Below are 20434 nucleotides of genomic sequence, written 5' to 3'. Positions count from 1 at the left end.
TTCAGGACCCTTCGCGATGACCCTCGTCGATACCTACCTCGCCGGCCTGCGCGCCGCGCTGCCCGATGCCGACAACACGGCGCTCGCCGCCGCCACGGGCGCGACGCCCGAGCAGCTCGATGCGCTGCGCGCCGTCTATCCGCAGTGCCCGGCCAGCCTGCTCGAACTGCTCGGCAAGCTCGACGGCACCTACTGGCGCGACTACGGCGACACGACGATCAACGTGTACGCGCTGGGCTCGGACGTCTACGAATATCCTTACTACCTGCTATCGGCCGCGCAGATGCTCGACGAAAGCGCGAAGTACCGCGACAGCATCGCCGGGATTTACGGCGACGACGCGAACCACGACGGCGAACTCGTCGATCCGCGCATCGACATCGCCTTGCCGATGAGCCGGCGGCTGTGCTTCTCGCATTGCATGAACAACGGCGGCACGTCGCAGCTCTACATCGATTTCGAGCCGGCGCCCGGCGGCAAGGTCGGGCAGGTCGTGCGCTTTCTGCACGACCCCGACAGCTACGCGGTGATCGCCGACGACTTCGACGGCTACCTGCGCAAGCTGATCGACGAGGGTTATACGTTTGTCATCGATTTCGACGAAGAATAGAGGCGGGCGCTGGCCGCCGCTTCAGGAGAGCGTGAAATGCGAATCTATGTGACGAGTATCTTTGTCGACGACCAGGACAAGGCGTTGACGTTCTATACCGACAAGCTCGGGTTCAGGCTGAAGAACAACGTGCCGGTGGGCGAGTTCCGCTGGCTGACCGTGGTGTCGAAGGATCAGCCGGACGGCACCGAACTGCTGCTCGAGCCGAGCAACCATCGCGCGGTGGGGCCGTACAAGCAGGCGTTGTACGAGGACGGCATTGCTGCCGCGTCGTTCCAGGTCGACGATCTCGACGGCGAATTCGCGCGGCTCACGGCGCTCGGCGTGCGGTTCACGCTGGCGCCGATGGATGCGGGGCCCGTGCGTGTGGCGATCGTCGACGATACGTGCGGGAACCTGATTCAGCTGATGCAGATGAAGTAACGCGCCGCGCGGGCCGTTCAGCGCGCTGCAACCGGCGGCGCGTTGTGCATCCAGCTGCGCTCCTGCATGCGGCTCTGGATGCGCCACCCGCATTCGGTCCGCACCAGCAGGTCGCGATACCACAGCCCGACGAAGCACACGCGATCGTCGCCGGCTTCGTCGGCCGACACCATCATCACCTGGCCGGCCGTTCGCGCGGTCGCGGCGTCGCCGTCGACGATCACCAGCGACGTCGAAATCGTGTGCTGCGTGCCGCGCATCGTCGAAGTCATGTGTTCCAGGTAGGACGCGATCTCCGCGCGGCTGCCGACCGGGCCGCCGAACGCCGCGTAGTCCAGCCGCGCGTTGGCGGTGAAGAGGCGCTCGAATTCCGGCCAGTCGCGGCGGTCGACTGCGTGACAGTAACGCGTCAGCAGATCCTGGATGTCCAGCCGGTCGATCGTTTCCTGTGATGTCATGGTGTCGTGAACTGTGTGGATGACGGGGAAACGATAGCGGGTGCGCCAGGGCGCGACATCGGCGGAGTGGACTAAGAAGCCGGTGCGAAATTGATCGGACGCTGCCGGTGCGTTCGTGCACGAAAGTCGTCGTGATGCTCGATATCGACACGTGAAACGCGCGGGACGCGTGCGGCTCGACGTGAACGAGCGTGTCGTGAGTGGGCCGGAATAGCGGCGATGCAAGACTGCCGCCGGATGACGGCGACAGCCTCGGGCCGTTGGCAGGCACACGCGTGCGGCGATGTTCCACCCGTGCGAAGCCGCAGGCCGCTTCGCGTGACGGAATACGCTAGCTCAGTGTGGCGAAGGCCGCGGGCGTGAAGTCGGCAATGGCCTCGAGACGGTTCTCGCGGATCTTGTCGAGCCACGCTGCGTCCTGAAGCAATGGGCGTCCGACTGCGACAAGATCGAATTCGTCACGCGCCAGCCGTTCCAGCAGGCCATCGAGCGATGCCGTTTGCGCGCGCTGGCCGGCGAACGATGCGTAGACGTCACGCGTCAATCCAACCGAGCCCACGGTAATGGCGGTCACGCCCGTGAGCTTCTTTGCCCAGGCCGCCAGATTCAGCCCTGCATGGACTTCCGGGAAAGCCGCCTGCCAGAACTGCTGTTGAGAGAGATGGAAGGCGTCGGCGCCTGCGTCGACGAGCGCGCCCAGCCACTGTTCCAGTATCTGGGGCGTTGCCGCGAGACGTGCGTTGAAATCCTTCGGCTTCCATTGCGACAGGCGGAGAATGACCGGGAAGTCACGGCTCACGACGGCGCGGATCGACTTCAGGATTTCAATGGCAAAGCGCGAGCGCGCGAGAAGTGTCGAGCCGCCATACGGATCGCTGCGCAGATTCAGATCCTCGGAGAAGAACTGGTTGATGAGGTAGTTGTGCGCACCGTGCAACTCAACAGCGTCGAATCCGGTTCTTTCGGCGTCGGCCGCCGCGCGTGCGAAGGCGTCGATGGTTTGCGCGACGTCGGCATCGGTCATCGGCTTGCCGGCTGGCTGCCCCGTCAAGGCAAGACCCGAAGGACTTTCGTAGGGCGCGGGCGGTATCCAGCCGGAAGCCGCGTTCGAGCGTTTCTGGCCCACATGCATGAGTTGCGGTGCGATACGCCCGCCTGCTGCGTGGACCTCATCCACGATCGTTTTCCAGTGGGCGAGCGCCGTTTCGCCATGAAAGCGAGGCATATCCGGCTCGTTCAGCGCGGCCGGACGATCGATTCCGGCGGCTTCCGTAATGATGAGACCCACGCCGTGCTCGGCACGGCGACGGTAGTAAGCGGCCATGTCGGCGGTGGGCACGCCGGCGGGCGACAACGATCGCGTCATCGGTGCCATCACCACGCGATTCGGCAAGTCGAGCGTATGCAGGCGATAGGGGCTGAACAGGACGTCAAGATTCGACATGGGCATTCCCGGGCTTGGAGGGCGCGTGGTCTACAGCGAATCGATCCACGAAGTCACGGCCGCGTTCACGTCGTCCTTGCGATCTTGCATGATCCAGTGACCTGTGTCAGACCACACCTGCACTTTCGACTTCGGGTGCGAGAACCATGGACGCATGCGATCGGCCTGCGCGGGATCGATGCACAGGTGGTAGACGGGCACCGTCAGGCCCGCGCAAAACCGTGCGCTCGCTTCGCCAATCCCCACCTGACCCGCGCCGAAGAACAATGGTGCGAAGGATTCGCGAATGACGTGCAGCGGCATCGACTGAAGCCGGTCGGCGTGCAAGCGCTTGTGAGCTGGATCGGTCCCGGGGCCGTAGACACGTTGGAAAAACGCCGCGACCACGCCGCGAGCATCTTCTCCGTTCATGTCGTTTGCGGCTTTCGCAAAGATTTCGGCGGCTTCGTTGGAGAATCCGAGTGCGCCGTCAATCGAGACGATGGCGCGGACCAACTCGGGCCGGCGCGCCGCGAGGCGGGCCGCAATCTGGCCGCCCATCGAATGCGCCACCAGAATGAACGGTTCGCCCGCGTAGCGCGTCGCAATCAACGACTCGATGTCGGCGACGTAATCCTCCGGAGAGTACGCGCCGGACGGCATCACCTCGGACCTGCCATGTCCGCGTAGCTCGATGGTCACGGTGCGATATTTGTGCTCGAAGCAGGGGGCTTGCCCGCTCCAGTCGCCGGCGTCGCAGGTCCAGCCGTGCAGGAGCATCACGTTCTTGCCGCTGCCGGCATCCGTTGAATAAAGACGTGCCGCGGATTCAATTGCAGTGCCGGCGAAACCGGCTCCATCGACTGACAATGCATTGCCCAGGCTTGCTTCCATTCCGCATTCTCCGAGGTGTCGAGCCACGCAATCTGACGTGTATGCCGGCAGCGCATTTGCGATTCAAGGCTCGGCGCGATTGAGGTGACACCTATGGTATACGTCGGATATCTACGGTCAATTACGCACCACGAAGTGCGTAGATATACAGGAGGATACCGGGATGGCATGTGAGGTTGACGCAGTGTTCTTTGCGGACTGCGCCGCGCGCTCGTTTTTCGATCAGGTGGCCAATAAATGGTCGGTGATGATTCTCACGCTGCTTTCGGAGAAGCCCACACGCTTCAACGAGATCAAGCGGCGTCTGGAGGGCGTCACGCACAAGGCGCTCACGCAGGCGCTGCGGCGTCTCGAACGTAATGGCCTGATTGCGCGCGAAGTGATCAACGCTTCGCCGGTTGCGGTCGAATACTCGATTACCGAATTGGGGCGCACGCTGCAGGTGCCGTTCGGCGCCGTCTACGATTGGTCGATCAACCATCTGGACGAGATCGAACAGGCCCGGCAAGCCTATGACGAGCGGGAAGGCGCGTGACGATCGGTGGTTTGATCGATCAAGTCGGTCGTCGGATGGTGGCTTCGTTACTCGGCGCGACCCTCCGTCATCGCCTCGCCTTGTGATCTGGCTAGTGTGCGCCGAGAGAATGAGAATCTGATTTGATAAGGAAACCATATTAATGGATGATTTCATCACTCTGGCGAAACAAGTTGATCAAGCCAAAGAAGCGCCTTGTCGATCGCTTCGCAAATCAAGCCGGTTCTTCGTGATGAGCGCCGTGCCGCCACGCGCATTCCGCGCAACATATACATTCCGCGAGACTGGTTCATGAGGGCTCCGGGAGGGGCTTGGCCTGTCTCAGGCATCGAAACGATCGGAGCTTGATGGACGGGCAAGTCGATCATTCTCGGCGCAAGCATTACTCCGATCCGCACGCAACGTGCAACCCGTTGCAAATAATCCCTGCATCACCACGGAAGAGGAACATTGGACATGTACATCGCAGTCAATCGTTTCAAGGTGAAACTCGGATCCGAAGCGGCATTCGAAAATGTCTGGTCATCTCGCGAGACTTATCTGAGAGAGCTTCCGGGCGCGATCGAGTTCAATCTGCTGAAGGGGGTGAGCAGGGAAGATCACATTCTGTATTCCAGCCAGACGATCTGGACGGATTACCTGGCGTTCGAGGCATGGAGAAATTCGAAAGCCTTCGACGCCACGCATCGAGGGGAGTCGAACGACAGCCGCTCGCTCTTTCTCGGGCATCCGGAATTCGAGGGCTTCGAGGTCGTTCAATCCATCAAGTAGGTGCGTTGAGCCATCGCCGGGAAACATCGATGATTTTCCCGGCCGGGTTGGTCGGCTTAGAATGACGGCTGAAAGCACGTGCTCTCATACGGAGCGGTGACGTCATGGGGGCAGGAGGTTCGCCGATCGAGTCCTCGTCGCCTGTTTCCGAGGAATGCGCGATAGCCGCGCAGCCTCGTATGACGGGCGCGTGCACGTTCCCACAGGTGTGCAATTCTCGGTTGACCAACCCATGCAACTGCTTGATCACGTGTCGATCGGTGTCCCGGATATCGATCTGGCTCGCCCTTTCTACGATGCCGTCATGGCCGCGCTGGGCGCGACCAAGGTCTATGATCGGGCTACTGCGCTCGGTTATGGCGAACGTTGCAACGCGAACGACATCGCATCGACGTTCCTGGCGGTGTATCTGGATCCCGCCGAAATCGGGACGAACAAGCGACACTGGTGTTTCAAGGCGTCCACGCGCGAGCAGGTGCAAGCATTTTTCGAGGCCGGCCTGTCCACGGGCGGCCAGTCCGACGGCGATCCCGGATTGCGGCCGCACTACCACGGCGACTACTACGCGGCGTTTCTTGTCGATCCGGCCGGCAACCGGATCGAGGCCGTGTGTCATGCCGCTCCGCCGGAGCGTGAGCGGCCATGACGGCGCCGCTCAATCGAAGTACGTGAGCCCCATTGCGCCCTTCACCTCCGCGATCGTCGCACCCGCCACGTCCCGCGCGTGCAGCGTGCCGCGTTTCAGGATCGCCATCACCTCGGCCTTGTCGGCTTCGAATTCGCGGCGGCGCGTGCGGATCGGCTCGATCAGCGCCTGCAGCCGCTCGTTCAGCACGCGCTTGACGACGCTGTCACCGAGCCCGCCGCGGCGATAGTGGGCCTTCAGTTCGTCGACTTTTGCGACGTCCGGCTCGAATGCGTCGAGGAACGTGAACACGACATTGCCCTCGACCTGGCCGGGATCGCTCACGCGCAGGTGGCTCGGATCGGTGTACATGTCCTTCACGGCCTGCGTGATCTCGTCCGGCGTCGAGCCGAGCGTGATCGCGTTGCCGAGCGACTTGCTCATCTTCGCCTTGCCGTCGATTCCCGGCAGCCGCGTGACCGACGACAGCACCGCCTCGCATTCGACCAGCACGGGCTGTTCGACGGTCGCGTTGAAGCGGCGCACGAGTTCGTTGGTCTGTTCGATCATCGGGAGCTGATCGTCGCCGACGGGCACGTGCGTCGCCTTGAACGCGGTGATGTCGGCTGCCTGGCTCACCGGGTAGGTCAGGAAGCCGGCAGGGATATCGCGTTCGAACCCGCGCAGGCGGATCTCTTCCTTGATGGTCGGATTGCGTTCGAGGCGCGCGACCGTGACGAGGTTGAGCAGGTATTGCGACAGCTCGGCGAGTTCGGGCACCTGCGACTGCACGACGATCGTCGAGATCGCCGGGTCGATGCCGACCGCGAGATAGTCGAGCGCGACCTCGATCACGTTCTCGGTGACGCGCTGGCGGCGGCCCATGTTGTCGGTCAGCGCCTGCGTATCGGCGAGCAGCAGGAATTGCGTTGCTTCGTGCTGCATCTGTACGCGTGCACGCAGCGAGCCGATGTAGTGGCCGAGATGCAGCGGGCCGGTCGTGCGGTCGCCGGTGAGGATGATCGGGCGGGACGGGTGAGTCATGGTGGACGTTGGCTCCGGGTTATCGAAGCCGCCAGCCATGATGTCAGCGCAGAAACGCAAATGCCGCCATGGCTGGCGGCATCACGTTTGGGACATGCAAAAGGAAACGGGCCGCCTGGGTCAGGCGCGCCACCAGCAATGCACGATCGGCGAGGCGGGTTGGGTTTCCATCGCGCCAGTATAGCGCAGTGTGCGGCAGGCCGTGCGCGTCAACGGATCACCGACTCCATCGCGAGGTAGGCGGTTTCGGCCGACGGCCACAACAGGTACAGCAGGCCGGCCATCAGCAGCAACGCGCCGGCGCGTGCGAGCGGCGTGCGGTCCTTGTCGTGCGAGGGACGGGGGGGCTGCTTCGATTTCTTCATGCTTGCAGGCGCGGGGCGCGCCACTCCAACGGTTGCTGCAACGGGTCGCGCGGGGGCGATGCCGGGGTGTTGCGGGCTTCTACGAGGCCCCCAAACACGTGGTGCGGTGCTTGACCATACATTCGGTACGTCTGTCGGCCTGACACGCGACGATCCGGGGCGGATCGGTCATGTGCGACGCGCATGTTATCAGCTTGGCGGCCCGCGAACCGTCAAGAATTGTCGTTCAGGCGTGGCGACATTTGCCGTCGGTCGTCCGAGATAATGAAAAAACACAATGAAATCAATTGGTTGATTTCTGTCATTTAGAAGGGGGCAGATTAACCCGCGAGACATCGAGTATTCGTCGCATTTCGTTGCGCGGTCGACCCCGACTATTACCCTGCGCCGCTGTCGCCTGCGGCGCAAAGTGCCAAGGACCTCGGTGACAAGGCGTCCCTGACAAAATCGCTGGATCAGATGGGCATCCGCGCGCTGGTCGGTAGTCTGTGGTCCTTTGACTACAATTGGCGTAGTTCCAAGCTGAATACCGAGACTGAGAAGAAGCAGGCGCGCTGGGATGACTACGTAAAAAAGCAGCAAGCCAAAGGCGAATTGCCCGACCCGGACTTGGCGCCGATGCTGCCGTTGCCGGCACAATCATTCGCGGCCCGGTACAGGGAGATCTACATCCACAGTAAACTGCTGATGATCGACGACAGCTTCTTCACGTTGGGCAGTGCCAATCTGAATTTGCGGAGCATGGCTGTGGATGCCGAGATCAACATGGGAACCGACGACCGCACGAAAAGCGAAGATCTGCGCAAGCGGGTGTGGAAGCTTCACACCGGGAATGCAGCGGATTGCAATCCGTCGTCGCTGACTCCGCAGGCCATGTCGAAGGCGCTCCGCAACTGGGTGCAATTGCTGCGTGCCAATGAGCTTGCTCGAAAGAAGGGGGACGCGCCGACCGGCTTCCTGCATCCGTTCCATGATGAACGTGTGACAGGCGTTCGCTTATCCTGAGTAGTCTTCTCAAATCGTGCTAAATCAATTGCGTTCGTCTCCTGCCAACCGTATCGGCTTTACCCGGTTAGTTTCTGCTTTCCTGTTCCTTGCATGTGCAGCCTGCTCAATGAACGATTCTCTTCCCCGCAACATGTCGTTGACCGCCTTCAACCCTCATCGCACAGCATTTGAGTGCAAGCATGAGGCGGACGTGGTTCCCCCGCTCGACCCAGATGCCGATCGCTGGAATCAGCAGGCGATGGCGCTGACCAGCACGCTGTTGTGGCCGAATCAGCGCGATTACAAGGGGGCTGTCGATTTGTGGACGAAGGCGGCCGAGCGCAAGCACTGGAAGGCGATGCTGAATCTGGCGAATGCCTACGCCCAGGGGCAGGGTGTGGATCGTGATTCGGAACATGCCGTGCAGATCACCGAACAGGCGATGAAACTTGGTATTCCGGCGGCCTACGATCTGATGGGCACGTATCACATGAACGGGATGGGCGTTAAGCAGGATTCCAGCCGCGCCTATGCATTCTGGCAACTGGCCGCCGATATGGGTAGCCCGGGTGCGATGGCGTATCTGGGTGGCAAGATGGACGCGCTCTATGACGACCCGAAGGCGGGTTTCTGGGGCAACCGCAAAATCGCACTCCAGATGCTTGAGTGTGCAGTTGCGCAAGGCAACGGACTTGCGGCATATGAGTTGGGAACGACGATTACGGGTGATCGAGCCGAGTTGAGCGAGAACAACGAGCGCGCACTCAAGACGCTGCATGCGGGTGTGAAATTCGGCAGTGCCGAGAGTGCGGGGTGGTTGAGTGCGTCGTTTGGCAAGGGGGACGCACTGGTCGGCCATGTCAAGGATGAAGCCCGCGCCGAGCGCTACAGCGTTCTTGCCGATCGCCTCGAGCGCGACCCCGATCTGCGTTTGCCGAATCTGGACAAGGTCGTGCCGCTGCCGCCCGCCAAACTGCCTAAGTGGGACGGCAAAAAGGAGACGTTGATCGACGCGGCGAAGGCGGTGACGTTCGCGCCGGTGACGCCAGTCAAGCCAGCGGCGCATCCCGTGTCGTTGCGTACGGGCCGCGCTCACGTGCCCGATGGCTACATGCTGCCGGAGAAGCCGCAGGTTGCCGTTCCTCCGCAGGCGGAAACGACCGCCGCTCCTGTCGGTGGTTACTGGCTCGCACAACTGAAGTATCCGACCGCCGAACGTCACTTCGCATGGAATGCGGCTCAAGCACCGATGCATTACCGAAACGAGGAACTGTTCGATCGGAGTCGTCCCGGCTTGGTGCCCGAGGACGGCCGCATCTTCTTCCACTATGTCGGCGATGCGATTCCGATGCCTGCGCAACAGGCGGAATCGCATCCGCGCGTGACGCAGGGCATTGCGCGCGCCGCCGAACTTCCCGACCCGGCGATCCGGTGCCGCGGCACGCGCACGTGTCCGGTGACGGGCATCTGGCAGGCCGGCGTGGCGGACGATCATCTCCGCGCGGCCACGTTCAATCAGTGGTATCGCCAGGCCTATGTGTTGCAGGGTGATGCGTTCCCCGATCCACGAAACATACATCTGGACGTATCGCCGGCGGACGTGACGTGGACGTGGTGGAACGAGGCCAATCACCTGGGGTTCGCGAAGCTGCCTCAGGTCAGCGTCGGCAACCCTTCCGAGAGCGCTTGACGGAGCGGAGATGCGTAAATCGACGATTGCCGTGACGGTGTGTGTCGGAGGGCTGATCCTGGCTGCCTGGGGGGCGATTGCAACATTAGGTGCCGTGGCCCAGATCAGCGGAGGCGGCTACGGGTCGCACGATGTGAGCGATTTTGCGATCGAGAATTTCCTGTTTCTCGGTCCGCTACTTGCTCTGGGTGGCCTGGTCGCGTGGTTTGCCAGCCGAGGTTCGGCAACATCCGGCGACGATGACGATGATCAGCCTTCGGGCAAGGATGAGCGCGATCCGGCTGCTCCCGCGCACCGGGACGCAGACCGATGAGCAGTGCTGAAATCATCTACAAGCACGATCAGTGGCGCAAGGGTGCGGGCGGCATGCCTGCGGGACTGTCCGGTCAGGCTGACAGCGCGGCCTGTGCGGGCCTCGATCTGGGTCTTGCGCAATTTGCCGGCAGCAGTTGCAGCGGCAGCAGCTTCGCCGGAACGTCATTCCGGCAGGCCGGCTGGACCGGCTGCCGATTCTCGGCCTGCACGTTCACCGGTTGCGATTTCGCGGAGATTGCGATTTCCGAATGCACATTCGTGGATTGCAGCTTCAATGACGCCGCCTTTCAGGGCAGCACGTTTAACGGCGTGAAATTTCTCGGATGCAAGTGGAACGGTGTCAGGTTCGACGGCAACACGTGGCATTCAGTGCAGGTGCTGGACTGCACCGGCACGACGGTTGAAGCGCACGGCCTCAAGGGACTGGACGTTGATTTCACCGGGAGCTATTTCGAGCATCTGGCGTTCGAAGACACGGAAATCAACGGCGGGCATTGAGGCGAGACTGCCTCCGTTGCGGGGTTTCGTGGACGTAGCGGCGAGTCTGCCTGCGACGGTTACCCGCTCCGTATTCGGTCGCGCACCGCTGCCTGCGGAAAGTGGCGGTCTGCCGGATCAGCATGAGTGCAGCACGGTAACATTTTCGGCGGCGGTAGCGGCGTGCGCGTCGCGCTTGAGATACAAGCTTCGAACCGGGGGAAGATCGAATACGGCAAGGACTTGTGGCGAAAGTACCGCGTGACGGAGCGGGATATCGCGAGGCAACCACCCCCGCTTCGCTCGAATCCGAATCACACCCGACACGGGCGGGAATGTTCCCGCTGAATCGTGCGATGCGCGGCGGGCCGGCACCATCCCCGCCCGCCCCAGTTTTTTGCCCGTCGACACCGAAAAAACACATTTCGCGTCAAGCGGCCTGTCAGCGAGCAGGTACAGCAGTTCGATCATCAGCAGCAACGCGCCTGCGTGTACCCAAGGCGTTCGGTCTTGGTCGCGAAGGGGCGGACAGACTGCTTCGGTTTCCTCATCCTTGCAAGAGATGCCGGGAACGGGCACGACACGCACGTGTGCTTCCCGTCCGCTCGAACAGCGCATCGTCCGGCCGATGCACGCTTTCACGCGCGGCCCGGACGTCGGCGACATCGGACACCTTGCACACTCCGCCCGCCCGCAGCAACGGCTGACTTCACAGGCACGTCGCACGGTTCGTCCTTGCAGCGGTCCTGCCGAAATTTTCGGCCAGGCCGTCACGCATCCCATTCCCGGAGAACACCATGCGATATCCATTGCAGCACGTCGATCAGGGCGCCGAGGCGCGGCGTCCATCCGAATCCGAACCGCACGCATTGGCGCCGCGAGCCGATATCGAGGAGGGCTGAGCGATGAGCCACGAAGCACTCGACCCCCTGCTGCGGCAGTTCGCGGAGAAGCGATTGGGACGGCCCCTCGAGCCGGGCGAAGAACAGGCGCTGGTGGAGCGGCTGCCGGGCAGACACGGGAATCCGCAGGCGTCGGCCACCGGCCCGGCCACGCACGCGCACGCCGCGAACCCGTCGTTGCCGCAGTTGAAGACCCGGCATGAGGCGCGCGAACAGATCAAGCATTTTCTGCAGCTCAACCAGCAGAAGGCGTACGAGAAGATGCGCGGCATCCTGCAGACGATCGACGCGCAGAACGAGACGACCCTCGGCATGCTGGCGTCGGAACAGCGGAAGGTGTCGGGCGTACTCGACGCGCACGAGCCGCAGGGCGACGCGCAGGCATCCGGCGCGGCCGAGCTCCAGGACAGCACCCGCGAGGCGCTGGCGATGATCGGCGAACAGCTGACGGGCCTCATCCGCCAGGAAATCGAAGCATGCTTCCGGCAATACGTCGACTCGCTCGCCGAACGGCTCGCGATCCGGCTCGACGCAATGGGGGAACGGTTGCAAAGCATCGGCGCCGGTCCGGTCGACCTGTCCGAATCGACCGCTGCCGCCACCGCCGGCGTTCACGATATCCCCGGCCATGCGTCCATGGAGTAGCACGCGGGTCATGCGGCCGAACGCGAAACCGGCCGGCCCCGATGTGCGACCTCTCAACTACGTGAACCAAGGAGCAACAAATGGCTGATACGTGTCAAGTGTGCCAGGTCAATCCCGCGATTACCGATGCGGTCACACAGGTCAACGTCAAGGTGGTCGCGGAAGCGCCGGCAATGGCGATGGGCTCGCTGTACCAGGCCCAGAGCCATTCGCTCAGCATCCTGTTCGAAAACGCGGTGCAGCAGCAGTCGCAGGCCGCGATCCAGTCGCAAACGTCGACGAACGTGGGGACGATGCAGCTCTACACGATCGGGCCGGAAAGCGCGGGCGCGGCCGCCACGGAAATCGGTGCGAACGGGATCATTTCCATTCTGGCCGACGTGATCGCGATCGGGAAGGCAGTGCGGCCGTAAGGCGTCGTCGCGACGCCGTGGTTGAGCGGCGGCGCTAGCGGTACGAGCCGCCAATGCCGCCGCCGTGCCACGGATCCGCAGCATGGCCGCCGGCGCCCGACCCGCGGTGCCGCGCGGTGTTCCGGAGCAACCGACAGAACGGGCGAAGCCGATTCGATGCGGCGCCCGTTCGCGAACCAGGAGAAATACGATGGCAAACGACGCAAACGACCCGAAAGACCCCTGCAACTGCAAGACCTGCGCGGTCAACGCCGCGATCACCGACGCGGTCACGCAGACCAACGTCAAGGTGGTCGGCGAAGCGCCCGCGATGGCAACGGGTTCGCTGTACCAGGCCCAGAGCCATTCGCTCAGCGTGCTGTTCGAGAATGCCGTGCAGCAGCAATCGCAGTCCGCGGTGCAGCTGCCGACCTCGACGAACGTCGGCACGATGCAGTTGTACACGCTCGGGCCGGCGAGCGCCGGCGCGGCCGCCACGGAAATCGGCTCGAACGGCGTGCTGTCCGTGCTGGCCGACGTGCTCGCGCTCGGCAAGGCGCTCGCCGCCTGACGCGTAACCCGGCGTCGACGCCGGGCGGCGGCCCCGATCGCGGTGGCCGCCGCCCGGCGCCTGATGTCGTGTCGACGTCCGCGACGGCGCGCATCGACTGCGCATCGACTGCGCATCGCGGCGCGCATCGACTGCGCCGTGCGGCACGCATCGCCGACCGACCCACTCACCCACGCTTTCGCCGTGACTGCGCCGCGGCGGCGAGCAAACCAGGAGCAACGACATGCCGGAACAGGTTTCCCCTGCGATGACCGATGCAGTCACGCAAGCCAACGTCAAGGTGGTGGGCGAGGCGCCCGCCGTGGCCTTGGGCACGCTCATGCAGTCGAACAGCCATGCGTCCGCGATCCTGCTTCACAACGCGGTGCAGATGCAGGCGAACCAGGCGGCGTCCAACCTCGCCGCCACGACCGTCGGCATCATGCAGCTCTATGCGGGCTCGCCGGTGGCGCTGGCCAGCGCGGCGCGGTCGTCGAACGACAGCTTTGCGTCCCAGCTGGCCGCCGTCGCGCAGTTGATGAACGCCATCGGCCACTGGCGCGGTTGACCTTCATCGCGCGCCGCGCACCCGGCGCGCGTCACCTCCGCGCGCCGCGGCACGACGCCGTGTTTGCCGGCGCGTCAATTGGCGTCGACGATGTACCGGAGCTGCTCCGGTTTCTCGATCGTCACACCGTGCTCGTGTAGCCGGATCAGGCCCTCGCGCTGCATCTTCTGCAGGCTGCTGTTCAGTCGCGGCCGGCTGACGTTGAGCATCGCGGCGAGGATGCTCTGGTTCTCCGGCAGCGGCACCTCGAGATCGTTTCCTTGCATGCGGTTCAGCAGATGGCGCGCGAGCCTTGCGTCGAGCCGGTAAAGGCACGCCGACTCGACGAAATCGCTCAGCTGGTGGATGTGCCGGCACAGCTGCTCGTGGATGCGTCCCATGAATTCCGCATCGGCCAGCAGTGGTGCGAAGTACTGGCGATGCAGCAGCGAAATGCGGCAGTCGGGGCTCAACTGGGCGGTGAAGCTGCGCCGATGTGCGCGAATCAGCGTGTTTTCGCCGATGAGGTCGCCCGGCATCGAGTGGCCGAGGATGATCTCGCGTCCGCCGGGTTCGTGCAGCGTCCTGTAGACGCGGCCACGGTGCACGAACGCAACGAAATCGCCCGGATCGCCCTTGAAGAACAGCAGGCGATTGCCGTGCTCCGGCCAGGGTGTGGCATGGCGCTCGATGTGCGCGAGCAGGCTTTCCGGGAGATCGGTCAGTATCGGTATATTGCGCAGCGTTGGAGCATTAGCAAGGGCAGGCATGTTTTCCGCGCGAGGTTGTTTGACGATGCAGCCACCTAGCGAAAAACGCTGCCTTTGGCATTACGTGAAAATTGAATAATGGAAATATCGTGATAATCGGCAAGCAGGCCCGGCAGGTTGCCATGCTGGCGGCAAGGGCGCCTGGCTCATCGACATGGGTAGCAGCATGCCGGCGCACGGATGTATCGCGGCGGCAGTCGTTGTTTTTCATCGCAATGCCGTTATTCAGGCCCGGCAACGCACGTGAAACGACGGATCGGGCTAAGCCGGGTGATTAAAGTTTTCGTTCATAATAATCAAGAAAATTTACCGAAACCGATTATCGTTATAACGGTGTTACGCGGGTAACAGCGCCGCTCTCGGCATCGAATCGATTCTGTGTTTTCCATAAAAAAGGAAGGCACGGGATGACAACCTCGAACCAGCACGCTGCCTCGACGCCCGAGTCTCCGGCGCAGCAGCTCGATCGCACGTGGCGGGAAATGCAGGGGAAGTTGCGGCGCCGCGCGCGCCTGTTGTGCAAGGGTGATATTCACCGTGCCGACGAACTGCTTTCCGATACCGCACTCAAGGTCCACATCTACCTGCAGCGCTCGCCCGAGCGCGTCAGGAACCTGTCCGGCTTTCTCTTCCTGGCGTTGAATCACGCGTTCCTCGATGGCGCGCGCCGCCGTCTCCGCGAAAGCGGCATGCTCGAATTCGACCCGGGCTGGGACGATGATCACACCGTCGAGCTGGCCGGCCACGCGCCGTCGGTGGAGCAGCAACTACTGCTCCGGCAGCAACTGCTGCGTCTCGAGCAGGCGCTGTCCACGCTCCCTGCGCAACAGCAGATGCTGTTCACGCTGAAATTCGAGGAAGACCGTCCCTATCTGCACATCGCGGCGACGCTCGGTATCAACGAGCCGCTTGCCAGGAAGCGTGTCGAACTGCTGCGCAAGAAGTTGCGCGAGGAACTCGCGTGAGCGGGTTCACGAACGCACTCACGCAGCGTTCCTAATGGCATGCGCGGCGTCGCTGGCCTGCCGGCCCGCCCGTTCCTTCAATCGCATGCCGGAGCCGAGATCCGAGGAGGCCTCGTGGCAGACAAAGTCAATGAGCAGATTACCGACGCGCTGACGCAGACCAACGTCAGCGTCGTCGCGGGATCGCCGGCCCAGGCGCTGGGCACGCTTTACCAGATGTTCAGCCAGGCCGTCGGCATCTCGGCGCAGAACATGACGCAGCAGCAGGCAGCGCTGAACCAGATTTCGAACGCCGTCGTGTCGAAGGCGGTGGCCATGATCCTGTCCGTCGAGGCGTCGCCGAAGGGGGCATCGGGCGGCGCATCGCAGCCCGTGACGGGCGGGCCGAAGACGGGCTCCACGCATTAGGACGCGATGACTTTCGGGATACCTGAATCATGAACATGAAAGGTCTTTTGGGCGGGCGCGGCGACGGCGCAACGCGGACGCCGGACGAGCAAGCCGATGTCGCCGCCGAAGCAGCGACGCCGGCCGATGCCGTGCCGCCCCCCGCGGCATCGGCGGGCGGCGCGCGCGCGTGGCCGGTCAACCGGCTGCGCAGGCTGACCGATACGCTGAAGGCGCCGAACCAGATCGCGGTTGCGACCGGGCCCGGCGACCCGGCGCTGCAGACGGTGCAGGCGATCAACGCGGAGGCCGCGTCCTACGCGACGACGCAGATCGCCGTCGGCCCGAACATGATGATCACGCAGGCGGGCGGCATGGTCGCGCAGGCGGCGGCCAACTACTTCGAGGCGACGACGTCGCTGGCGATCGCGGGCAAGAGCGTGCTGATGAAGGATCTGGCGCAGAAGACCGTCGACGAGAACGTGCCCGGGATGGCGATGGATGCGGTGGGCCTGCTGCTGACGGACCTGTTCGTCGCGACCGCGGCGATCGTCGCGGGGGCCGCGGAGGCGATCGAAGGCGAGGCCGCGAGCGTCGCGCTCGAGAAGATCGACGAGAGCCTGCAGAAGTATCAGGCGCTGCTGGACAAGAAGGGCGCGTAGGGCAGCGTCGGCGGCGCGGTGCGAAGCGATCTGCATTGAATCGATGCGCGCGCAATCGTCCGCGCGGCAGTGGTGGTTGCGTCGATGACGAACGTCGCGGGGAATCGTGCCGCGTGAACACCGGGCGATTGCCTGCCGTGCGTACAGCGACGAAGCATCAATCGACACGACCCGCCGGGCCGTCAGGCCCGATGCGGGATGTGAACGGCGGGACCGGCGCACGTCCATTTTCCCGGACACGTCGCGGCCCGCTACCGGCAGTCCTGTCCAATCTTGTGAGGAACCCATGTCCTACATCATTCACGACGTAAAAGGTCCCGCGCCGCTGCTGGTTGGCGAGCGCGCCTGGGGAGATGCGACGGAAATCGATTTCGGCGCGATGACGAGTTGCATCGCGCTCGTCGAGCAGACGCCGGGCCAGCCAACGCTGGTGCGCGCGATCCATCTGTCGATCGTCAGCGCCGACGGCACGAAGGTCTACGATTCGGTGGCGGATGTCGCCGGACAGGTCGAGACGATCATGCAGCAGAGTGGTGACATGCGTGCGTGCCTCGGGCGGATCGATCTCTGGCAGGGCAGCGAGTCGCAGGAGCTGCAGGATTTCTTCGCCGGGCTGATGATGAGCCTCGACATGACTGAATGGGTGAAGGTGCCGGACGGCAACCTGCGGGTGCGGATTCACGGTGGCGTGATGCAGTATCAGAAGGGCACCGATGCATGGGCCAACGTGTAGCCGGCATGAATCGTTGAAACCGGCGCCTGCCATGCGTGCGGGTGCCGGTGGAATACCGTTCGATGGTTCGCTTATCCGCGCGATTGCGTCGGAAAATCCATTGGTCGACACGGACGCGCATGTGTTGAACCGTTCCGAGCGCGCGCACGAACCTGACCACGCCGATGCCGAGCGAAATGGCTGCGGATCGTATCGGTGCCCGGAATCGCCGCGTGTGGACGATTGCCGGCGTCGGTGCGGCCTGAACCCGAAGAGGCCATTCGGCCCCTGGCCACGCGAGGCCGCTTACGTCACGCCGACCGGAATCTCGATCAGGTTTGGCTGTCCCGATGCGATCCCGCACTCGACCGCGGCCGCGATGTCCGCTGCACGCGCCACGCGACGGGCCGCGAGCCCCCAGGACTTTGCCAGTGCCAGGAAGTCGATGGGCGGATCCTTGAGGTCCATGCCGGCGAAGCGATCGGTGTGAGCACTGACGAAATGCTGCTGCGACTTCATGTACTTCTTCAGGATGTTGTACTCCTGATTGTTCACCACGACAAACGTGACCGGAAGACCTTCGTGCGCCGCGGTCCACAACGCTTGCGGCGCGTAGAGGGCGGAGCCGTCGCCGACGATTGCGACGACGGGTTCCCGCCCGAGCCCCAGCGAGATGCCGACCGCCGCGCCCATGCCCCATCCGAGGATGGCGCCCCGGGTACCGTAGTACTGCCGGGTACCGCTGGTGTGGAGCGCGCGGCGAATCAGCGGCATCGTCGCCGGCGACTCATCGACGAGCGGCGTCGTCGGGCCCAGCGCCCGCGCGACCTCGTGCGCGGCGACGAGTGGCGTCGTCATGGCGGCGTTCAACCCGGACGCGACCTGTTCGTCGAGGCGGGCGCGCTGTCGTGCGCGATCGTGCTGCGCGTCAGTGCGCAACGCGTCGATTTCAGCGCGCCGATGCTGCGACGCGTCGCGCAGCATCGGCAGGAGTGCCTGAAGGGAGGGGCGAAGGGCGCCGACGCAGCCCAGTGCGGTTGCATGAATCCGGCCCAGGTCTTGCGGGTCGCTTGCGAGCTGATAGAGCCTGCAACTCGACGGAACGGCCGGGCCGACGGAGTAGAGGATCGTGATGCTGAAGTGGCCGCCCAGCACGAAGACAGCGTCGAAGGCGCGAAGCGTTTCATGCATGTCGGCGACCGTCATGGGCAGGTTGCCGCACCACAACGCATGCGACGTCGGAAACGGCAGGTGGGCCGGCCAGGACGGACCGAATACCGGCGCGCCCAGCGTTTCGGCGATGGCCACGGCTTCCGCGCTGGCGCCGGCCGCGAACACTTCGTCGCCGACCACCATCGCGAGGCGTCCGGGGCGGATCGATGCCAATGCCTTCGCGAGATCGGGCAGCGCCGACGGAATCGCGGTGCGGTCGATCGCCGATCGACGCGCGACAGGCACGGACGTGGTGCGCTCCATCACGTCCATCGGCAGCGACAGGAACACCGGCCCGGACGGCGCGGCCGCGCTGTCGTTGAAGGCCCGCCGCACGAGCACGCCGATTTCGTCAGGGTGCGCGACTTCCCGTGCCCATTTGACCGCCGGACGGGCGACGCCCAGCGAATCGCCGTACAACAGCGGATCGGTGTGGGCATGACGGGTATCCTGCTGGCCGGCCGTGACGACCAGCGGCGTTCTGGCCGCCTTCGCATTCAGAAGGGCGCCCATCGCGTGGCCGAGGCCGCCTACCGTATGCAGGTTCGTAAAGCCGGGCCGGCCGGAAGCCTGGGCATAGCCGTCCGCCATCGCAACGACCGCGGCCTCCTGCAAGCCCAGCACATACGACAGGTCGGGGGCGTCGGCCAGGGCATCGATGAATGACAGCTCGGTCGTGCCGGGATTGCCGAAAACGTAGCGTACCCCTTCGCTTCTCAGCACCTCGACCAGCACCTCCGCGCCGCGTCGCGGCCGGATGTCGTCGAGGGCCACGAAACCCGTAGCGGCTTCTGCTTCCCCGATCGTCACGGGGCTGCGTCGTTGATCTGCGTTCATGTCTTCCTCCCATTGAGGGCGAGGATAGGACGCGGTGCGGCGCGCGCGCTTGAACGTTCTTGTGGTTTGCGCGTTTTTTTACCGGGTGGCCCGCCAGCGACTCGGCGCGACGCCGTTGGCTTTCTTGAAGTGACGGTTGAAGTGGCTCTGGTCCGCGAAGCCGAACGTCGCGGCCACGTCCGTTGCGGGCATGCCGGCACGAAGCGCATCGCACGCGCGGGCCAGCCGAACCTGATTGCGCCACGCATGCGGCGCCATGCCGACTTCGCGCGAGAAGATGCGCGCCGCATGGAATTTCGACAACCCGACGACATTGGCCAGTTCGGCGAGATCGAGCGACGCGGTCAGCTCGTCGAGCATGCGCGCTTTCATGCGCTCGACACGCATGCGATCGATGCTCATTGGCCGGGAAGGCGGACGCATCCGCCCGTAGCGCTTCAGCAGCGTGGAAACGGCATCGAGCAGCGCGTACTCCACGGCAAGCATGTCGGTGCCGGTCTCGAGCACGCGGTGCGCGCGCAGCGCGCGGCCGACCAGGTCGGCATCCTTGATGATGTCCGAGTCGAACCAGGGCGTATCGTGACGGGACGACCCGGCCTCTTCGGCCACGCCCTGCACGAAATCGACCGGCAAATAGAACGTGCGGCACTGCCAGCCCGCGTCGGCCGCGCTCGAGCCCGTATGGATTTCGCCGGGATTGATGATCGGCAGGGACCCGGCGTCGGCGACGAACCGCGTACCGCGGTAGTCGTAACGCTCAGCTCCCCGCTCGATGACCGAGATGGTGTACGCGTCGTGCCAGTGAGGCGCATAGACATGGTCGGTGAACCGGGCCGTGACCATCTCTCCGCCGGGGATCAGCGTCGAGCGCCAGACGCGCGCGTCATTCCGGCGCGTCGCCGGGCCGTTCGCCTGACGCGCGTGTTGCTCGATATCGTCGGAGTCGATTGCAGACATAGGTCACTCGGGCACGGTCATCCCTGTTCGAACCGCAGAATAGCGTCAAAACGAAATCTTCGCCGACGCGTTTCGCCGGCAATCCGTCTCGGCCTTGTCGGCATGGGTGCGCCGACGATTGTGCCGACGAGGCGCCCGGTATCCCGGGACCGGGGCCGCAGCGCTGCCCGCACGACCACGGCTCGCCCCAGCTTTTTTCTCGTCAACACCAACAAAAAACATCATTTCGCGCCGGGCGGCCTGTCAGCAGAATGTCTCCATTCCAACTCACGCGACTGC

The 20434-nt window shown here is 63.9% G+C and carries 27 protein-coding genes; 18 read left to right on the top strand and 9 right to left on the bottom strand.

What is annotated here, in order from left to right; translation table 11 throughout:
- Nucleotides 1-16: 16 nt before the first annotated feature.
- Nucleotides 17-610 carry an SMI1/KNR4 family protein gene (locus OHZ10_RS35090; RefSeq protein ID WP_059242047.1) on the top strand — a complete coding sequence of 198 codons (594 nt, stop codon included), beginning with the start codon at nt 17-19 and terminating at the stop codon, nt 608-610.
- A gap of 36 nt (nt 611-646) precedes the next feature.
- The gene (locus OHZ10_RS35085; protein WP_059242045.1) at nt 647-1033 is read left to right on the top strand and encodes a VOC family protein; all 387 of its coding nucleotides are present in this window, start codon (nt 647-649) and stop codon (nt 1031-1033) included.
- Nucleotides 1034-1050: 17 nt separating this feature from the next.
- On the opposite strand, the gene OHZ10_RS35080 is transcribed toward OHZ10_RS35085, so the two are convergent.
- From OHZ10_RS35080 to OHZ10_RS35070, 3 genes are all read right to left on the bottom strand, one after another.
- Entirely contained in the window at nt 1051-1491 is a 441-nt protein-coding gene (locus tag OHZ10_RS35080; RefSeq protein ID WP_059242043.1) for a nuclear transport factor 2 family protein, read from the bottom strand.
- Nucleotides 1492-1822: 331 nt separating this feature from the next.
- Nucleotides 1823-2935: an NADH:flavin oxidoreductase gene (locus OHZ10_RS35075; RefSeq protein WP_342706449.1), complete on the bottom strand. Its 1113-nt coding sequence runs from the start codon at nt 2933-2935 to the stop codon at nt 1823-1825.
- Between the two features lie 30 nt (nt 2936-2965).
- On the bottom strand, nt 2966-3808 hold the full coding sequence (locus OHZ10_RS35070; protein WP_340626119.1) for an alpha/beta hydrolase: 843 nt from the start codon (nt 3806-3808) through the stop codon (nt 2966-2968).
- Between the two features lie 163 nt (nt 3809-3971).
- Between OHZ10_RS35070 and OHZ10_RS35065 the strand changes: the two genes are divergently transcribed.
- The 4 genes from OHZ10_RS35065 to OHZ10_RS35050 all read left to right on the top strand — a co-directional run bounded on the left by OHZ10_RS35065 (nt 3972) and on the right by OHZ10_RS35050 (nt 5760).
- On the top strand, nt 3972-4343 hold the full coding sequence (locus OHZ10_RS35065; protein ID WP_059242041.1) for a winged helix-turn-helix transcriptional regulator: 372 nt from the start codon (nt 3972-3974) through the stop codon (nt 4341-4343).
- A 142-nt stretch (nt 4344-4485) separates the two neighbouring features.
- Entirely contained in the window at nt 4486-4638 is a 153-nt protein-coding gene (locus OHZ10_RS35060) for a hypothetical protein (protein ID WP_155627360.1), read from the top strand.
- A 161-nt stretch (nt 4639-4799) separates the two neighbouring features.
- A complete protein-coding gene (locus OHZ10_RS35055) occupies nt 4800-5114 on the top strand; it encodes an antibiotic biosynthesis monooxygenase family protein (RefSeq protein ID WP_059242039.1) in 315 nt (104 codons plus the stop codon).
- 232 nt (nt 5115-5346) lie between these two features.
- Nucleotides 5347-5760: a VOC family protein gene (locus OHZ10_RS35050; protein WP_059242037.1), complete on the top strand. Its 414-nt coding sequence runs from the start codon at nt 5347-5349 to the stop codon at nt 5758-5760.
- 9 nt (nt 5761-5769) lie between these two features.
- On the opposite strand, the gene trpS is transcribed toward OHZ10_RS35050, so the two are convergent.
- Both trpS and OHZ10_RS35040 read right to left on the bottom strand, forming a co-directional pair.
- The gene (trpS, locus tag OHZ10_RS35045; RefSeq protein ID WP_059242035.1) at nt 5770-6783 is read right to left on the bottom strand and encodes a tryptophan--tRNA ligase; all 1014 of its coding nucleotides are present in this window, start codon (nt 6781-6783) and stop codon (nt 5770-5772) included.
- A gap of 209 nt (nt 6784-6992) precedes the next feature.
- Entirely contained in the window at nt 6993-7148 is a 156-nt protein-coding gene (locus OHZ10_RS35040) for a hypothetical protein (protein WP_174994553.1), read from the bottom strand.
- A 459-nt stretch (nt 7149-7607) separates the two neighbouring features.
- On the opposite strand from OHZ10_RS35040, the gene OHZ10_RS35035 reads away from it, so the two are divergent.
- From OHZ10_RS35035 to OHZ10_RS35020, 4 genes are all read left to right on the top strand, one after another.
- Nucleotides 7608-8153 carry a phospholipase D-like domain-containing protein gene (locus tag OHZ10_RS35035; protein ID WP_059242031.1) on the top strand — a complete coding sequence of 182 codons (546 nt, stop codon included), beginning with the start codon at nt 7608-7610 and terminating at the stop codon, nt 8151-8153.
- A gap of 109 nt (nt 8154-8262) precedes the next feature.
- Nucleotides 8263-9825, top strand: coding sequence for an SEL1-like repeat protein (locus OHZ10_RS35030; protein WP_059242030.1), 1563 nt, complete (start codon nt 8263-8265; stop codon nt 9823-9825).
- Between the two features lie 10 nt (nt 9826-9835).
- On the top strand, nt 9836-10138 hold the full coding sequence (locus OHZ10_RS35025) for a hypothetical protein (RefSeq protein WP_081052128.1): 303 nt from the start codon (nt 9836-9838) through the stop codon (nt 10136-10138).
- Entirely contained in the window at nt 10135-10638 is a 504-nt protein-coding gene (locus OHZ10_RS35020; protein WP_342706448.1) for a pentapeptide repeat-containing protein, read from the top strand. The genes OHZ10_RS35025 and OHZ10_RS35020 overlap by 4 nt, the downstream gene beginning before the upstream one ends.
- 117 nt (nt 10639-10755) lie before the next feature.
- Here the strand turns inward: OHZ10_RS35020 and OHZ10_RS35015 are convergent, their stop codons facing one another.
- A complete protein-coding gene (locus OHZ10_RS35015) occupies nt 10756-11088 on the bottom strand; it encodes a hypothetical protein (protein WP_155627359.1) in 333 nt (110 codons plus the stop codon).
- 434 nt (nt 11089-11522) lie between these two features.
- Between OHZ10_RS35015 and OHZ10_RS35010 the strand changes: the two genes are divergently transcribed.
- The 4 genes from OHZ10_RS35010 to OHZ10_RS34995 all read left to right on the top strand — a co-directional run bounded on the left by OHZ10_RS35010 (nt 11523) and on the right by OHZ10_RS34995 (nt 13674).
- Complete coding sequence (locus tag OHZ10_RS35010) at nt 11523-12164, top strand: hypothetical protein (RefSeq protein WP_342706447.1); 642 nt, start codon at nt 11523-11525, stop codon at nt 12162-12164.
- An 80-nt stretch (nt 12165-12244) separates the two neighbouring features.
- The gene (locus OHZ10_RS35005; RefSeq protein ID WP_059242024.1) at nt 12245-12577 is read left to right on the top strand and encodes a RebB family R body protein; all 333 of its coding nucleotides are present in this window, start codon (nt 12245-12247) and stop codon (nt 12575-12577) included.
- A gap of 190 nt (nt 12578-12767) precedes the next feature.
- On the top strand, nt 12768-13127 hold the full coding sequence (locus tag OHZ10_RS35000) for a RebB family R body protein (RefSeq protein ID WP_059242022.1): 360 nt from the start codon (nt 12768-12770) through the stop codon (nt 13125-13127).
- Nucleotides 13128-13350: 223 nt separating this feature from the next.
- Nucleotides 13351-13674, top strand: coding sequence for a RebB family R body protein (locus OHZ10_RS34995; protein ID WP_059242019.1), 324 nt, complete (start codon nt 13351-13353; stop codon nt 13672-13674).
- A 74-nt stretch (nt 13675-13748) separates the two neighbouring features.
- Here the strand turns inward: OHZ10_RS34995 and OHZ10_RS34990 are convergent, their stop codons facing one another.
- Nucleotides 13749-14423 carry a Crp/Fnr family transcriptional regulator gene (locus tag OHZ10_RS34990; protein ID WP_059242017.1) on the bottom strand — a complete coding sequence of 225 codons (675 nt, stop codon included), beginning with the start codon at nt 14421-14423 and terminating at the stop codon, nt 13749-13751.
- A gap of 407 nt (nt 14424-14830) precedes the next feature.
- Between OHZ10_RS34990 and OHZ10_RS34985 the strand changes: the two genes are divergently transcribed.
- The 4 genes from OHZ10_RS34985 (at nt 14831) to OHZ10_RS34970 (ending at nt 17170) form a co-directional block, all read left to right on the top strand.
- Nucleotides 14831-15388: an RNA polymerase sigma factor gene (locus tag OHZ10_RS34985; protein WP_059242016.1), complete on the top strand. Its 558-nt coding sequence runs from the start codon at nt 14831-14833 to the stop codon at nt 15386-15388.
- A 114-nt stretch (nt 15389-15502) separates the two neighbouring features.
- Nucleotides 15503-15796 carry a RebB family R body protein gene (locus OHZ10_RS34980; RefSeq protein WP_059242014.1) on the top strand — a complete coding sequence of 98 codons (294 nt, stop codon included), beginning with the start codon at nt 15503-15505 and terminating at the stop codon, nt 15794-15796.
- A 35-nt stretch (nt 15797-15831) separates the two neighbouring features.
- Nucleotides 15832-16437, top strand: a complete 606-nt coding sequence (locus OHZ10_RS34975) for a hypothetical protein (protein WP_226196819.1) — start codon at nt 15832-15834, stop codon at nt 16435-16437.
- Between the two features lie 286 nt (nt 16438-16723).
- The gene (locus OHZ10_RS34970; RefSeq protein ID WP_342706446.1) at nt 16724-17170 is read left to right on the top strand and encodes a hypothetical protein; all 447 of its coding nucleotides are present in this window, start codon (nt 16724-16726) and stop codon (nt 17168-17170) included.
- A gap of 285 nt (nt 17171-17455) precedes the next feature.
- Here the strand turns inward: OHZ10_RS34970 and OHZ10_RS34965 are convergent, their stop codons facing one another.
- Together OHZ10_RS34965 and OHZ10_RS34960 are read right to left on the bottom strand one after the other, a co-directional pair.
- Entirely contained in the window at nt 17456-19198 is a 1743-nt protein-coding gene (locus OHZ10_RS34965; protein WP_342706445.1) for a thiamine pyrophosphate-binding protein, read from the bottom strand.
- 78 nt (nt 19199-19276) lie between these two features.
- Entirely contained in the window at nt 19277-20155 is an 879-nt protein-coding gene (locus OHZ10_RS34960; RefSeq protein ID WP_059242009.1) for an AraC family transcriptional regulator, read from the bottom strand.
- Nucleotides 20156-20434 lie beyond the last annotated feature (279 nt).

It is taken from the genome of Burkholderia arboris (assembly GCF_038723655.1).
Taxonomy (GTDB): Bacteria; Pseudomonadota; Gammaproteobacteria; order Burkholderiales; family Burkholderiaceae; genus Burkholderia; species Burkholderia arboris.
The sequence above is the reverse complement of the archived record's forward strand: the minus strand, read 5'-3'. Positions and strand labels throughout refer to the sequence as shown.